Raw genomic sequence first — 14,913 nt, forward strand, 5'->3', positions numbered from 1 at the left:
TGTTTGGCAGTGGACAGGGTGGTTTCCCGTGACTATGGTATCGTTAACAACGCCTGTCAAGCCGCCGGAGGACCGATGTCGCGACCCCAGATCCTGCAGATGGGCCCCTATCCCGCATGGGATCAGGAGCCGCTGGAGCAGATGTTCACCATGCACCGCCTGTTCGAGGCCACGGACCGCGCGGCCTTTCTGGCCCAGCACGGCGCGCAGGTGCGCGGCATCGCCACGCGCGGAGAGCTGGGCGCGGATGCCGCCCTGATCGCCGCCTGCCCGCAGCTGGAGGTGATCAGCGTCTATGGCGTGGGCACCGACGCGGTCGATCTGGCGGCGGCGCGGGCGCGGGGCATCCGGGTGACCAACACGCCCGACGTGCTGACCGAGGATGTGGCCGATCTGGGCGTCGGCATGGCGCTGGCCCTGTCGCGGGGCATGATCGGGGCCGAGGCCTGGGTCCGCGACGGGTCCTGGGCGGCCAAGGGCGGCTATCCGCTGCAGCGGCGGCTGTCGGGGCGGCGTGCGGGCATCCTGGGGCTGGGCCGGATCGGCATGGCGGTGGGGCAGAGGCTGGCGGCATTCGGCATGCCCATCGCGTATTCGGGCCGCGCGCCCAAGGCGGACGCACCCCAAGGCTGGACCTTCCTGCCCGATGCGGTCAGTCTGGCGCAGCAGTCGGATTTGCTGGTCATGGCGCTGTCGGCCACGCCCGAGACGCGCCACATCGTCGATGCCCGCGTGCTGGAGGCGCTTGGGGCCGATGGCATGCTGGTCAACATCTCGCGCGCGGCGAACCTGGACGAGGAGGCGCTGCTGGACGCGCTGGAGGGGGGGCGCATCGCGGGGGCCGCGCTGGACGTGTTCGAGGGGGAACCGGCGCTGAACCCGCGCTTTCTGGCGCTGCGCAACGTGGTCCTGCAACCCCATCACGCCAGCGGCACCATCGAGACGCGCCGCGCCATGGGTCAGCTGTTGCGCGACAATCTGGCCGCGCATTTCGCGGGCCGCCCGCTGCTCAGCGAGGTGGCGTGATGCGCGCGCTGGTCATCCATGCCGCCGGCGATCTGCGCCTGGAGGAGCGTCCCGACCCCGCGCCCGGCCCCGGCCAGCTGCTGCTGCGCCTGGCCGCCGGGGGGATCTGCGGGTCGGATCTGCATTACGTCAATCACGGCGGTTTCGGCGCGATCCGCCTCAAGGAGCCGATGATCCTGGGGCATGAGGTCTCGGCCCATGTCGAGGCTTTGGGCGAGGGCGTCACCGGTTTCGCGCCCGGACAGCTGGTCGCGGTCTCTCCGTCGCGGCCCTGCGGGGGGTGCCGGTTCTGTCGGCAAGGCTTGCCCAATCATTGCCTGAACATGCGGTTCTATGGTTCGGCCATGCCGTTTCCGCATGTGCAGGGCGCGTTCCGGCAGCTGCTGGTGGCGGATGTGGCGCAATGCGTGGACGCGACCGGGCTGACCCCGGGACAGGCCGCCATGGCCGAGCCGCTGGCCGTCACGCTGCATGCGACGGGGCGGGCGGGGCCGATGCTGGGCGCGCGGGTGCTGGTCACGGGCTGCGGTCCCATCGGGCTGTTGTCGGTGCTGGCCGCGCGCCGGGCGGGGGCGGCGCAGATCGTGGCGGCGGATCTGTCGGATTACACGCTGGATCTGGCGCGGCAGGTGGGGGCGGACCTGACCGTGAACCTGGCGCGCGACCCGGAGGGCCTGGCCGGATATGGCGCGGACAAGGGGCATTTCGACATGCTGTATGAATGCACCGGCGCGCAGCCCGCGCTGGTCGCAGGCATCGGCGCGATGCGCCCGAGGGGCGTCGTGCTGCAGCTGGGCCTGGGCGGCGACATGAGCCTGCCGATGATGGCCATCACCGCCAAGGAGCTGGACCTGCGCGGCAGCTTCCGCTTTCACGACGAGTTCGCGACCGGCATCGCCCTGATGCGGCAGGGGCTGATCGACGTGACGCCGCTGATCAGCCATACCGTGCCGCTGGAGCGCGCGGCCGAGGGGTTCGCCCTGGCCTCGGACCGCAGCCGGGCGATGAAGGTGCAGATCGCCTTTTAGGGCGCGGCCAGGGCCTGTTCGCGGGCGCGGAAATGCGCCCGCAGCCGGGCCAGCCGGTCGGCATCCCAGCCTGGCGGGTCGGTTACCGCCAGCCAGGGGTCGATGTGATCGACGTAGGAATAGAGGTGGCCGTGACCCATCGGCACCTCCAGCGCGATGGCCATGTCGAAGGCCAGCTGCAGCTGCGTCACGATGGGATACCAGCGCAGCGCGTCAGACACCTCGGGGGCGCGGGGATAGGCCAGCCAGCCGGGCGGGCGGAACCCGCTGTCGGGGCGAAAGAACACGATCGGGTCGCTGCCATATTGCAGATAGACGATGCGCACGCGGCCCCAGGGGCCGTCGCCGATATCGTCGCGGCGCCCGTCGGTGAACCGCACGACCTCTCCGGTGGTCAGCTGCGGCAGCCAGGCGGGGGAGCCGGGGTCGCGTTCCGCGGTCAGCGTCTGCCACAGCGGGCTGACAAAGGGCGGGCCGACCCACAGCGCGCCATCCACGGGCTGGTCCAGCATCTCGTGCAGGCGCAGCGATTGCTGCGAGGCATGCGCGCCCAGGCTGAGACCGTAGAGATAGAGGCGCGGGCGCGCCTCGGGCGGGCGTTCCAGCCACAGGCGGTGGACGGCGGCGAACAGCGCGCGCCCGGCATCGGTCGCGTAATCAGGCTGGACCAGCAGCGAGATCCAGCTTTGCAGATAGGAATATTGCAGCGCCACGGTCGCCACGTCGCCATGGTTCAGCATCTCCAGCGGCTCGATGGCGGCGGGGTCCATCCAGCCGGTGCCGGTGGGCATGGCCACGACCAGCGTGGCGCGGTCAAAGCCGCCCGCCCGCTCCAGCTCGCGCGCGGCCAGATCGGCGCGGGCCTCAAGCGTGTCGGCGGCGTTCAGGCCGACATAGACGCGCAGGGGCTGGCGCGCCGGGCGGCCCGTCACCGCCGTCAGGCTGTCGGGGTCGGGGGTGTTTGCGACAAAGATCCGGCCCTCGCGGCCCAGATCCTGCCAGGCGACCAGCGATCCGGGGCCGCCGGGCTGAAACGCCCCGGTGGGGGGCGTCAGATCGGCCGGGATCAGCGCATCCAGCGCCTGCGCGCTGGTGTCGATGCTGCGCACCACGCCGCGCAGCAACACGCCGCTGAACACCTGCTGGGCCAGAAACAGCGTGATGACGATGCCCAGCACCCGCGCCGGGCGGGGCGGCAGGACCCGCGCGATATGGCGGCTGACCAGCCGGACCAGCGCCGCCAGCAGCTTGGCCACGATCAGCAGGGCGGCGGCGACGACGATGCCGTGGCCCGCCACGATCAGGGGGGCCGCGCCTTCGGACGGGGGCAGGGCCATGGCGGCGCGGATGTCGTTCTGCCACCGGGTCGAGCGCGCCAGGAACACCAGGATGATCGCCAGCGCGCCCAGACCCATCAGCGGCACCACGATGCGCGCCTGGCGGTCGGGCAGGCCCGGCAGCTGCAGATAGCGCCACAGCATTCCCGCCGCGACCGTGGCGCCATATCCGGCGGCAAAGCTGGTGCCGGCCAGGATGCCCTGGATTTCGGGGCTGCGGGGGATCAGGCTGGGGGTCAGGGCGGCGGCCACGAACAGCGCGCCGACCACCAGCCCCACCCCCGAGGTCCGCCGGTCCAGCCAGGCGATCAGGCCGCGCCCCAGGGCCGTGCGGGGGGTGGAGGACCGGGTCACGCCGGCCTCAGGGCGCGCCGTCCAGCCACTGGACGACCAGGTCGTTCAGCTGGCGGTCGAACCGCTCAATATCGCCGGACTGCTCCAGCGCGGGGTCGGGAAAGCCGCGCGCGGCCAGCGCATCGACCAGCCGCAGCATCGCCCCGTGGCCGGGCCCGTCGCGATGGGTGCCATGGGCGGCCTTGAACGCGTCCCGCGCAGGCGTGGCCATGCGCGCCCGGACACAGGCGGCCATCAGCACGGTCGCCAGATCGGCCATGTCGTCCAGGGTGTGGCGCAGCGCCTGGTGGACCATCGCGGGCAGATCGTCGGGGGCGACGGGCACGCCCTCGATCGCGCGGTCGGCCAGCTGCAGGTTCACATGGGCGGTGGCGGTGCGCCAGAAGTCCTGCTCCAGCTCGAACGCGTCCTTGAGGCCGTGCAGGCGGGCGGCCAGGATGCGGTTCTGGCTGACCACATGCTGCAGATGGTCGCGGCAGATCGCGCCGCCGCCTTGGGTGGCCAGGGTCGTGGCCTCGCGCAGCACGATGGGGCTGGGGCGGTTGCGGGGCACCTGACGCGGCGGGGCGCCGGTCAGGGCGGGGATCATCGCATCGACGACGGCGTCGTCGCCCTGCGCCTGCAGGCGTTGGATGATGCCCGCGATGACCGCCAGATGGGCCGAGGGTGTGGCGATGGGCGCCATGCGGCGGCGCTGGCTTTCCAGCATGTCGGGGGCGGCACCGTGCAGGTCCAGATAGGCCGCCCCGCGCTGGTGGACCAGGACCGAGGCGATGGCCTCGGCATGCAGGTGGCGGCGCATCAGGGGGTTCGGGCTGCCGGTCTGGTCGGGTTGGTCGGTCAGCAGGCGCGGGTCGGCGCAGGCCTGCATCCAGTCGTCCAGAAAGGCCAGCGCGTCCGGGGTCGGGCGATAGAACAGCGGGCTGGCATGGAGGAAGGGCGCCTGGCGGGCCTCGGGGGTGTCGGCCTCCAGCAGGGTCAGGGCGTCGCGCTTGGTCAGATGCTCCTGCGCGGACCAGGCCGAGGCGCTGCCATGCACAAAGCCCTGCGGCGCCGCCCGGCACAGCGCCAGCAGCCGGTCGGGCAGGGACGGCAGGCCGCGCAGCGCGCCGGGCGCGTGGCTGCCCGCGTCGTGATGGACGACGATGTCGTCGGGCCCGACCTGGGACAGCACCTGACGCAGCACGAAGGGCCGCCAGGCACCAAAGGCCACGCCGCGCCCGTCGCGGGGCACGGTGGGGTTGGCGTCCCAGAAGCCGTCGGCCTCCAGCCGGTCGGCGGTGTAATGGATCGCGCTGTCGAAACCCGCCCCCGCCGCGCTGTCGCAGAGGAACCGGGCATTGTCGTGATAGGGCTGCGTGCCGTCCGAAAAGACCAGCAGATGCACGCGTCCGCGGGGTTGGCTGTTATCGCTCATGCGGGGTGGTATTCCATTGGCTGATGCGGAACGCCACCCTTTTGTCAGCCCTTGCTGAGCCGGGCGTGGCGACGGGCATATTGCTGCTTGTCGGGATAGCGTTTGATCAGCCGCTGCAGGCGGCTGAGGGCCTCGTTGCGATGACCGGCGCGGATCAGCAGGTCGGTGTTCAGCATGACCAGCGGCGGGTGGTCGTCCGCCCATTGCAGCGTCCAGTCCAGCACCGCGCGCGCGCCCGCATCGTCGCCCTGATCGGCCTTCATCTGCGCCAGGTCGCATTGCCGCCGCCAGTTCAGCGGCGCCAGCGCCAGCCCGCGTTCCAGCAGGCGGATGGCGTCGGGCACCCGATCCGCCGCCTGCGCGGCATCGGCCGCCAGGAACAGGATCGACGGGAACAGCAGCCGCCCCTCGTCCATCAGGGCGACCAGCGCCTCGGCCGCGCCGGGCGTGTCGCCGGCGCGCATCTGGAACAGCGCCCTGAGCGCGCGCAGGATCGAGGCGCGCGGCGCCAGGCGGATCGCCTCGTCCATGGCGGCCAGGGCCTCCAGGTGGCGGTCCTGTTCGTGGCGCAGCTCGGCCAGGCGCTTGTGAAAGATGGCGACCTGCGGCTTGGCGGCGATGGCCTCGGTCAGCATGGCCTCGGCCTGGTCCAGGTCGCCCTCGCGCAGCGCGATCATGCCGGTGAAGCTGTCGAAATGCGGCTTGAGGTCGGGCGACCAGACGCGGCGTTCCAGAATCCGCAGGATGGTGCGGAAATGGCCGCGGAACTTGTAATGCCCGCGCAGGTCGGACCGGGTGAAATCGGGCCATTCCCAGACCATCACCCGGTTGGTCGGCACCATCCGCTCGAACTCCAGCACGCCCGCGTCGATCAGCGGGGTGTAGTAGGTGCGGACGTGATCGACGACGAAGCGGTTGGGGAACAGCCGCTCGATCTCGGGGTCGGTGATCCAGAAGTTGCTGTCGTCGAAATCGCCCTGGGCGCGCAACAGGCCCGCCAGGGCGTTGATCTCTCCCTCCACCGGCTCGTGCCAGAAGGCCGAGGTGATCTGCTCCAGCCCCGCCTCCCTGCGGCCCAGCATCAACAGCGCCAGCCCGTGATACAGCGCGACCTGCGCAAAGCTGCGCTGGAACGCGACAAAGCCGCGGTCGATGGCGGCGCGCAGGTCGCAGATCTGCTGATACTGGCCGTCGAAATACATCTCTCGGACGGTCATCGCGTGGACGAAGGCGATGTTCAGCCCGCCCTCGATATGCTGGCGGGCGATGCGGATGAATTCGGCCCGGCGCCCGGTCTTGACCAGATGTTCGCAGGCATAGACCAGATACTGGCCGATTTCGCCCTCATTGGCGAACAGGTGCGGCTCGTCGCGCAGGCGGGCGGCCAGCAGGTCCAGCGCCTCGTGGCGGGCCTCGGGGGTGATCTGGGATTCGACGTCGCGGAAATCGCCGCCGCCGATGGTCTTGGCGGTCGAGCTGAAGGCCGACGAGGGCGGCGCCACGATCAGGTCCGACAGCGACATCGCGAACAGCTCCAGCGCGTCGCGCTGCACCTCGGTCAGGGCGCTGGTATCGGCGATGCGCACGAAAGTCAGTAGGCCCGGAAACATCCCGGTATAGCGGTCAAGCACGGCCTGATTGTCGCTGAACAGGATGGTGCGGGTGCCGTCGCCTTCCAGATTGGCGCGGATATGGGTCTCGAAGAACTCGTCGGGGACGAACTTGTTCGGCCAGGCGCGGTTCATGGCGCGCATGTCGCTGGTCAGATCGCCCCGGCGGATGTGATAGGACACCGTCCGCCGCCCGTCGCGCAGCTGGTCGCGCAGCGCGTCCAGATGCTGCGCCAGAACCGGGTTCAGGGGCAGGTCGTCGACCACGGCGCGAAAGGTCCGCGCGACCTGCGCCTCGTCCTCGAAGGGCAGGCGCAGCACGTCGAAGGGCGGGTCCAGCAGCACGTGCATGCCGCCCTCCAGATGCTGCAGGAAGGCCTCGCGCGTCTGGCTGTGGATCACGGTGCCGATGGCAGTCGCGCTTTCCTTCATCTGGCGATAGGTCGGCTTGTCGATGAAATGGTCGCGCACGAAATCGGGGTGGAACAGCTCCGACCCGTCACCCAGCCCGTCGCTGTCGCGCCAATACACGACAAAGGGCAGGTCATAGCTGCGCGCGAAACGCAGCGTGTTCAACAGCGCGATCAGCCGGCCCCCCATGCGGTCGGCGCGGAATGCGATCAGCTTGCCCTGTGTCCCGGTCATGCGCTCAGCCCGCGTGATGTGCGAGGAACCAGCGATAGGCATCCGCGATGCCCTCGCGCAGCGTGACCTGCGGCCGCCAGCCCATCGCCGTCAGCTTGTCCGAGGACATCAGTTTGCGCATGGTGCCGTCGGGGCGCGTCAGGTCGTTGGTGATCCGCCCGCGATAGCCCACGACCTCGGCCACCATGGCGGCCAGCTCGCCGATGGCGATGTCGGTGCCGGACCCTACGTTCAGATGCGACAGCATCGGCTCGGTCTGCGCGTCATAGGCGGCGCGGTCCAGATCGAACACGAACAGCGAGGCCCGTGCCATGTCGTCCACATGCAGGAACTCGCGGCGCGGTGTGCCGGTGCCCCACATCACCACCTCGGGCAGGTCGTCGTGCGCGGCCTCGTGAAAGCGGCGGATCAGGGCGGGCATCACATGGCTGTTCTCGGGGTCGAAATTGTCGCCCGGACCGTACAGGTTCGACGGCATCACCGACCGGTAATCGGTGCCGTATTGCCGGTTATAGCTTTCGCACAGCTTGATGCCCGCGATCTTGGCGATGGCATAGGGCTCGTTCGTGGGCTCCAGCGGGCCGGTCAGCAGGGCGTCCTCGCGGATGGGCTGGCAGGTCTCGCGCGGATAGATGCAGCTGGAGCCCAGCTGCAGCAGCCGCGTGACGCCATGGGCCCAGGCCTCGTGGATGACGTTGCATTCGATCATCAGGTTGCGGTGGATGAATTCCGCCGGATAGGTGTTGTTGGCATGGATGCCGCCCACCTTGGCCGCGGCCAGGATCACCGCATCGGGCCGTTCCGCCGCCATGAAGGCGCGCACGGCGGCCTGTTCGGTCAGGTCCAGCTCGGCGCTGGTGCGGGTGATCAGGGTGACGCCATCGCGGTCCTGCAGCTGACGCAGGATCGCGCTGCCGACCATGCCGCGATGCCCTGCCACAAAGATGCGCGTCATGGCGGCCTCAGTTTTCGTGATAGAGGGGCATGTCATAGCCATGCGTGCGCAGCAGGGCGTGGCGGCGGGCCGATTTCAGATCCTCGGCCACCATCTCGTCGCACATCTGCTGGGCGGTGATCTCGGGGACCCAGCCCAGCTTTTCCTTGGCCTTGGTCGGATCGCCCAGCAGCGTCTCGACCTCGGTCGGGCGGTAATAGCGCGGGTCGATCCGCACGATCACATCGCCCGGTTTGACCGCGGGGGCCTGATCGCCGGTCACCGCCTCGACGATGCCGATCTCGGCCTCGGCCGTGCCCTTAAAGCGCAGCGTGATGCCCAGATGCGCCGCCGACCATTCGATGAACTGGCGCACGGAATACTGAACCCCGGTGGCGATCACGAAATCCTCGGCCACGTCCTGCTGCAGCATCATCCACTGCATGCGGACATAGTCTTTGGCATGGCCCCAGTCCCGCAGCGCGTCGATATTGCCCATATACAGGCAATCCTCCAGCCCCTGGGCAATATTGGCCAAGCCGCGGGTGATCTTGCGCGTGACGAAGGTCTCTCCGCGGCGGGGGGATTCGTGGTTGAACAGGATGCCGTTGCAGGCATAGATCCCATAGGCCTCGCGATAGTTCACGGCGATCCAATAGGCATACATCTTGGCCACCGCATAGGGCGAGCGGGGATAGAAGGGCGTCGTCTCGCGCTGCGGGGTCTCCTGGACCAGGCCATAGAGTTCCGAAGTCGAGGCCTGGTAGAAGCGGGTCTTGTCCTCCAGCCCCAGAAACCGGATCGCCTCGAGGATGCGCAGCGTGCCGATGGCGTCCACGTTGGCGGTGTATTCGGGGGTGGCGAAACTGACCGCGACATGGGACTGCGCGCCCAGGTTATAGACCTCGTCGGGTTTGACATCGGCCATGACCCGCATCACAGAGGAGGTGTCGCCCAGGTCGCCGTAATGCAGGAACATGCGCGCGTTGACCGCATGAGGGTCCTGATAGATGTGGTCGATGCGCTGCGTGTTCAGCGAGGATGACCGGCGCTTGATCCCGTGGACCTCATATCCCTTGTCCATCAGCAGTTCAGCCAGATAGCTTCCGTCCTGGCCGGTAATTCCGGTAATCAGCGCCCGCTTGGTCATGGCCGTTCCCCTTGTCACTCAGCACGGACGCCCGTGGTGCCCCAAGGTGCCGTCTCAGCCGGTTTACGGCAGGCCCAAGATCATTGCGATAGTCAAGTTCTGCGCATTTTCGCGATCCTGCATGCCATGCCGCAGCCCGGCAGCAGTCGGGCCGGGGGGCTGCCACTCTGCCAGGGCTGGGCGCAGGGCCGCGATGCAGTCAGCCCAGCACGACGCGGTGTTCGGGCTGACCGGTGACCCCGGCGGGGACCGCAAAGGTGCAGCCGTCGCCCGCCTGCGGATCGTCCAGCCCCTGGCGCGCCGAGGTGGCGAACAGCGTCGTCAGGCTGGCCCCACCGAAGGCCGGGCAGGACACGTGCCGCGCGGGCAGCACGATCGCCCGGTCGAACCGCCCCTGCCGGTCATAGCGCGCGAGGCGGGACGCGCCCCATTGCGCCGACCACAGACCGCCTTCGCTGTCGATCACCGCGCCGTCGGGGTTCAGCCCCTGGGACGCCAGGTCGATGAAGGGTTGCGGGTCGCCCAAGGGCCAGCCGTCGCGATCCAGCCGGACCTGCCAGATCATCGACCGGTCGGTATCGGCGAAATGCGCCAGATCGCCCTCGGGGGAAAAGCAGATGGCGTTGGTGATGGTGATGGCCGGGAACAGGCGGCGCAATTCGCCCCTGTAATAGCGCCAGATCGACCCCGCGCCCGGTTCGGCGTTCAGCCCCATCGTGCCGATCCAGAACCCGCCCTGCGGATCGGCGCGGCCATCATTGCTGCGCGTCACCGGGTTGTCGGCCTCCAGCGGCACCAGCGGCGTGCTGGTCCCGTCGCGCAGATCGAACAGCGACAGCGCCCGGGCCGAGGCCACGACGATGCGGTCGCGGTCCACCAGCCCCGCCGCCGAGACGTGGTTGGGGAAATCCCAGTGCTGGCGCGCGCCGTCCTGGGGTTTCAGGAACAGGCGTTTCTGGATGATGTCGAACCAGATCAGGGCGTTGCGGTCGGGATGCCACAGCGCGCCCTCGCCCAGGGTGCAGGGGGTGGGGTCAAAGATCATGCCGATGCCTCCCATGCCGCGACCATCGCGCGGGCCTTGTCCGCGACCGTGGCCGCATCATCGCCGGGTTTGTACAGCGCCGATCCGATGCCAAACCCCGCCGCCCCCGCGCGCCGCCAGTCGGCCATGGTATCCGCGGACACCCCGCCCACCGCCCAGCATTCCGTGCCTTGGGGCAGCACCGCCCGCATGGCGCGCAGGCCGGTGGGGCCGATCAGTTCGCCGGGAAACAGCTTCAGCCCGGTGGCGCCCGCATCCAGCGCGGTGAACGCCTCGGTCGGGGTCATCACACCTGGATAGCTGGCCATGCCCGCCGCGACGGTGGCGCGGATGACATCGGGGTTGCAGTTGGGCGACAGCACCATGCGCCCCCCTGCCTCGGCCACGGCGCGCACCTGATCAGCGGTCAGCACGGTGCCCGCGCCGATCTGCGCCACGTCGCCAAAGTCGCGCGCCAGACGCGCGATGCTGTCCAGCGGGTCGGGAGAGTTCAGCGGCACCTCCAGCCGGGTGATGCCGGCGTCGATCAGGGCGCGGCCGATGGCGGGGGCGTCTTGCGGGGTCAGGCCGCGCAGGATGGCGATCAGGGGGCGGGACATGGGATCATCCTTGCAGGAATTGGCGATGGGCGGCGGCCAGGCCCGCCAGGGTCGCGTCGGCCACGGACATGCGCGCGGGCGCCAGCCCCTGCGCCGTCAGCGCCTCGGCATAAAGGGCCGACAGCGCGGGCGCACCGATGATGGTCACGTCGCAGCCCAGCCACCAGGGGCGGGCGGCGGCCAGCTCCCACCCGATCAGGGTGCCGGACAGGCGGGCGCGGGCCGTGGCCGGGTCCAGATCCGCCAGCAGCGATTCCGCGCGCAGCTGGAACAGCCCGGCATAGCCGCGTTCGGGCCGCGCCATCGCGTCCGAAACCGCGCCCCGGAACACCGCCGGATCGCAGGTGCCCGTGCCCACGGAATGGCGCAGGACCGACTGTTCGGCCAGCAGGCCGAAGATCTCTCCGGTCATGAAGCTTTTGAAGTTGCAGATCTCTCCGGCGGAAATGCGGACCCATTTCGTATGCGTGCCGGGCAGGCAGGCGATGCCGTCGAAGTCCGGGTCCAGTGCCAGAAGACCCGCGATCTGGGTCTCCTCTCCGCGCATCACATCGGCGGGGGCGTCCTGGCGGATGCCGCAGACGATGCGCACCGGACGGCCGCCCGGATCGCCGGGCACCGCGACCATGCGCGGGGTGGCGGGGCAGGGGACGGCGGCATAGGGGGCCTCGACCCAGCCCTGGCGCGACCCGACCATGCCGCAGGCGATGACCGGCACGGCGGGCCAGCCATCGGTCGCCTGCGCCAGCACGTCCGCGAACTGGTCGGGGGTCAGGCTGGCCATGCCCTGGTCGCTGCTGCGGGCCTCGACCGGGCTGCGGCCGGACATGGCCCACAGGCGCAGGTTGGTGGTGCCCCAATCGGCGGCGATCCAGTCTATCGTCACAGTTTCACCCCTTCGATGACGGCGATGGTCTGCGGGAAGGCGGGCGGCAGGGCAACCCCCTGCGCCATCAGCGCCGCGCCGGGCAGGGTCACCGGCCCCCGCGACAGCGCCACCGGGGAACTGGGATGCCCACGCGGATGTTCCAGCATCGTCAGACGATAATGCGCCGCCGGGTCCAGTCCGGTCAGGCGCAGGGGCGGCGGCTGCACCGCCACGGGCGCGTCGATCTGGGCGGCAAAGACGACCAGGCGGTGGCCGTCCGCGGCCATCTGCATCTCGGCCAGGGCGCCCGCGGGGCGGTCCAGCCGCCAGATGTCGCCCGCCATCATCCAGTCGCGGTTGGCCTTCCACCAGGCGGTGACGCGGTTCACGGTCTCGGCCTCGGGGTCGGTCAGTTCGCGCGGGTCCATCTCGAACCCCATGTGGCGTTGCGCTGCGGTCCAGGCGCGCAGCGCCATGGGCAGCACCCGCCCCGAGGTGTGGCAGTCGCGCGGGCCCACATGGCTGCCCGTGACGCAGGCGGGCAGCAGCATCGCGGCGTGGTGCTGGATGCGCAGCCGTTCGATCGCGTCATTGCTGTCGGACAGCCAGACGCGGCCGCAGCGGGTCAGGATGCCCGCGTCGATGCGGCCCCCACCGGACGCGCAGCTTTCGAATTCCACCCCCGGATGGGCCGCGCGCAGCCGGTCCAGCAGCGCATAGACGCCCCGCGTCTGGCCCGCGTCGGGCCAGGGCGTCAGGCGGTTGTGGTCCCATTTGACATAGTCGATGTCCCACGCGCCCAGGATGCCGCCGATGCGGTGGAACAGATGGTCGCGCACATCGTCGCGGGCCATGTCCAGATGCAGCTGGTTGCGGCCCCGGATCTGGTCCGCCGGCCCCAGCACCCAGTCCGGATGGGCGCGATAGAGGTCGCTGTCCTCGTTGATCATCTCAGGCTCGAACCACAGGCCAAAGCGCATGTTCAGGGCGCGCAGCTTGTCGATCAGCGGCTGGAATCCGTGGGAATGCTTGCGCGGGTCGATGGCCCAATCGCCCAGGGACGAGGTGTCGTCGTCGCGCCGCCCGAACCAGCCATCGTCCAGCACGAAACGCTCGGCCCCCAGGGCCGCCGCGCGTTCGGCGATGTCAGACAGCTCGGCCGCGTCATGGCGGAAATAGATCGCCTCCCAACCGTTGTAATGCACCGGGCGGGGCTGGCGCGCGGGCGGCAGGGCGTCGCGGATCGCGCGCTGGAAGGGGATCGCCACGCTGTTCAGGCCCCTATCGCCGCGGGCCAGCCAGATCTCGGCGGTCTGGAACATCGTGCCGGGCGCGCGTTCGGACCCTGAGCAATGGCCCAGCTGGATCTGGCGGCGGCCCTCGGGCAGGGCCTCGACCAGCATGCGGTGGCCGCCGGACCAGCCGTAATGCAGGGCCACGGCCTCTCCGCCGGTGTTGGTGGTGCCGGGCGCGGTCAGCCACAGATGCGGCGGATGTTCGTGTCCCGACCGGCCCGTGCGCGCATCGCGCAGGCGCGCGCCGTGGTCCAGCGTGCTGGTCACCGGCTGGAATTCGCGCGTCCAGCGGCCCGCCAGTTCGGTCAGCTGGGTCAGATGCGCGGGCACCGGCAGGGCCAGCGCCAGATGGTGCAGCGTCAGCGCCGCGTCCGCCGTCAGCCGCGCGGACAGGCCGATCAGCCCGTGATCCATCGCGCGGATGGTGATGTCCAGCCGCAGGCCCGGCGCGACATGGCGCAGGGTCAGCGCGTCGCCCTGATCCGCGCCGTCGAAGCGCCACTCCGGCTCCAGCGGCAGGCCGTTCTGGAACGCGACCAGCCCCGGCTGGCCCGGAAAGCTGCGCCGCGCCTCGGGGATCAGCGACAAGGGCGGCAGCGCGTCCAGCATGCCGCCGGTGATGCCGCCCGCCCCCGCCGCCACCAGCGCCTCAAGGTCGGTGTCGAGGGCCAGGGGCGCGCCCCAGTAATGGCAGCAGGCCATGCCGCCGTCGCTGCCCAGAACCATCGTCTGCGCGGGGGTGTCGATGCGCCAGAGGGTCATTTCACCGCACCCAGAGTCAGGCCCGCGATGAAGTGCCGCTGCATCATGAAGAACATCAGCACCGGGGGCAGGGCGGCCAGGATGGACCCCGCGCTGACCAGGTGCCAGGCGGCGATCCACTGGCCGTTCAGGCTGTTCAGGCCCGCCGTCACCGGCTGCGTGCTGGCGCCGGTGGTCAGCACCATGGCCCAGAAATAATCGTTCCAGATGAAGGTGAAGACCAGCACCGACAGCGCCGCGATGGCAGGTCGCACCAGCGGCAGGACGATATGCCAGAAGATCTGCCATTCGGTGACGCCCTCGACGCGGGCAGCCTCAATCAGTTCGCGCGGCAGGGCCTTGATGAAGTTGCGCATGAACAGCGTGCAGAACCCCGTCTGGAACGCGATGTGGAACAGCGCCAGCCCGGTGATGGTGTTGTAGAGGCCCAGATCGACCGTCAGGTCGCGCACCGGCACCATCAGGATCTGGAAGGGCACGAAATTGCCCGCCACGAACATGAAGAACACCAGCAGCGACAGGCGGAACTTGTACACCGCCAGCGCGAACCCGGTCAGGCAGGACAGCGCCACCGCGCCGAACATCACCGGAATGGTGATGCGAAAGCTGTTCCACAGATACTGCGCCAGCGGCGAATTGCGGAACACATCGGCGTAATTCTCGAAGGCCAGCCGCGAGGGGATACCGAAATAGTTGCCCGCGGCCAGATCGCCCGACGGACGGACCGAGGTCATGGCGACCCCCAGCAGCGGCAGCAGCCACAGGATCAGCATGATCGGCAGCACGATCTTGTAGGTGCGCTGCGCTGCGGGGGACATCGTCTGGATGGGACGGGGGAACATG

At 69.7% G+C, this 14,913-nt stretch carries 12 protein-coding genes; 2 read left to right on the forward strand and 10 right to left on the reverse strand.

All coding sequences use genetic code 11. The features are described from left to right. Window positions 1–75: 75 nt before the first annotated feature. On the forward strand, window positions 76–1,026 hold the full coding sequence (locus FA740_RS09675; RefSeq protein ID WP_136856568.1) for a 2-hydroxyacid dehydrogenase: 951 nt from the start codon (window positions 76–78) through the stop codon (window positions 1,024–1,026). Next, window positions 1,026–2,054 (forward strand): L-idonate 5-dehydrogenase, encoded by a 1,029-nt coding sequence (locus FA740_RS09680; RefSeq protein ID WP_136856569.1) that lies wholly within the window; start codon window positions 1,026–1,028, stop codon window positions 2,052–2,054. Before FA740_RS09675 ends, FA740_RS09680 begins: the two co-directional genes overlap by 1 nt. On the opposite strand, the gene FA740_RS09685 is transcribed toward FA740_RS09680, so the two are convergent. From FA740_RS09685 to FA740_RS09730, 10 genes are all read right to left on the reverse strand, one after another. Beyond that, window positions 2,051–3,745, reverse strand: coding sequence for an alpha/beta hydrolase (locus FA740_RS09685; RefSeq protein WP_136856570.1), 1,695 nt, complete (start codon window positions 3,743–3,745; stop codon window positions 2,051–2,053). The two genes, FA740_RS09680 and FA740_RS09685, sit on opposite strands and share 4 nt — an antisense overlap. Before the next feature lie 7 nt (window positions 3,746–3,752). Next, complete coding sequence (locus FA740_RS09690) at window positions 3,753–5,162, reverse strand: hypothetical protein (protein ID WP_136856571.1); 1,410 nt, start codon at window positions 5,160–5,162, stop codon at window positions 3,753–3,755. Between the two features lie 44 nt (window positions 5,163–5,206). Then, window positions 5,207–7,417, reverse strand: coding sequence for a tetratricopeptide repeat protein (locus FA740_RS09695; RefSeq protein ID WP_136856572.1), 2,211 nt, complete (start codon window positions 7,415–7,417; stop codon window positions 5,207–5,209). A gap of 4 nt (window positions 7,418–7,421) precedes the next feature. Then, a complete protein-coding gene (gene fcl / locus FA740_RS09700; protein ID WP_136856573.1) occupies window positions 7,422–8,372 on the reverse strand; it encodes a GDP-L-fucose synthase in 951 nt (316 codons plus the stop codon). A 7-nt stretch (window positions 8,373–8,379) separates the two neighbouring features. Further along, window positions 8,380–9,501, reverse strand: coding sequence for a GDP-mannose 4,6-dehydratase (gmd, locus tag FA740_RS09705; RefSeq protein ID WP_136856574.1), 1,122 nt, complete (start codon window positions 9,499–9,501; stop codon window positions 8,380–8,382). A gap of 199 nt (window positions 9,502–9,700) precedes the next feature. Continuing rightward, on the reverse strand, window positions 9,701–10,546 hold the full coding sequence (locus FA740_RS09710; RefSeq protein WP_136856575.1) for an SMP-30/gluconolactonase/LRE family protein: 846 nt from the start codon (window positions 10,544–10,546) through the stop codon (window positions 9,701–9,703). Then, the gene (locus FA740_RS09715) at window positions 10,543–11,145 is read right to left on the reverse strand and encodes a 2-dehydro-3-deoxy-6-phosphogalactonate aldolase (protein ID WP_136856576.1); all 603 of its coding nucleotides are present in this window, start codon (window positions 11,143–11,145) and stop codon (window positions 10,543–10,545) included. Before FA740_RS09715 ends, FA740_RS09710 begins: the two co-directional genes overlap by 4 nt. A gap of 4 nt (window positions 11,146–11,149) precedes the next feature. Next, window positions 11,150–12,031 (reverse strand): 2-dehydro-3-deoxygalactonokinase, encoded by an 882-nt coding sequence (locus FA740_RS09720; RefSeq protein ID WP_136856577.1) that lies wholly within the window; start codon window positions 12,029–12,031, stop codon window positions 11,150–11,152. After that, a complete protein-coding gene (locus FA740_RS09725) occupies window positions 12,028–14,070 on the reverse strand; it encodes an alpha-galactosidase (protein ID WP_136856578.1) in 2,043 nt (680 codons plus the stop codon). The genes FA740_RS09720 and FA740_RS09725 overlap by 4 nt, the downstream gene beginning before the upstream one ends. Beyond that, window positions 14,067–14,912 carry a carbohydrate ABC transporter permease gene (locus FA740_RS09730; protein ID WP_136856579.1) on the reverse strand — a complete coding sequence of 282 codons (846 nt, stop codon included), beginning with the start codon at window positions 14,910–14,912 and terminating at the stop codon, window positions 14,067–14,069. Before FA740_RS09730 ends, FA740_RS09725 begins: the two co-directional genes overlap by 4 nt. Between the last annotated feature and the right edge of the window lies 1 nt (window position 14,913).

Source organism: Paracoccus hibiscisoli, from assembly GCF_005048265.1.
In the GTDB taxonomy this organism is placed as follows: Bacteria; Pseudomonadota; Alphaproteobacteria; order Rhodobacterales; family Rhodobacteraceae; genus Paracoccus; species Paracoccus hibiscisoli.

Coding starts and splice junctions, on each gene's coding strand:
- FA740_RS09730 (WP_136856579.1), bottom strand. CDS start 14,912: ATGTTCCCCCGTCCCATCCAGACGATGTCCCCCGCAGCGCAGCGCACC.
- FA740_RS09695 (WP_136856572.1), bottom strand. CDS start 7,417: ATGACCGGGACACAGGGCAAGCTGATCGCATTCCGCGCCGACCGCATG.
- FA740_RS09715 (WP_136856576.1), bottom strand. CDS start 11,145: ATGTCCCGCCCCCTGATCGCCATCCTGCGCGGCCTGACCCCGCAAGAC.
- FA740_RS09675 (WP_136856568.1), top strand. CDS start 76: ATGTCGCGACCCCAGATCCTGCAGATGGGCCCCTATCCCGCATGGGAT.
- gmd (WP_136856574.1), bottom strand. CDS start 9,501: ATGACCAAGCGGGCGCTGATTACCGGAATTACCGGCCAGGACGGAAGC.
- FA740_RS09680 (WP_136856569.1), top strand. CDS start 1,026: ATGCGCGCGCTGGTCATCCATGCCGCCGGCGATCTGCGCCTGGAGGAG.
- fcl (WP_136856573.1), bottom strand. CDS start 8,372: ATGACGCGCATCTTTGTGGCAGGGCATCGCGGCATGGTCGGCAGCGCG.
- FA740_RS09725 (WP_136856578.1), bottom strand. CDS start 14,070: ATGACCCTCTGGCGCATCGACACCCCCGCGCAGACGATGGTTCTGGGC.
- FA740_RS09710 (WP_136856575.1), bottom strand. CDS start 10,546: ATGATCTTTGACCCCACCCCCTGCACCCTGGGCGAGGGCGCGCTGTGG.
- FA740_RS09690 (WP_136856571.1), bottom strand. CDS start 5,162: ATGAGCGATAACAGCCAACCCCGCGGACGCGTGCATCTGCTGGTCTTT.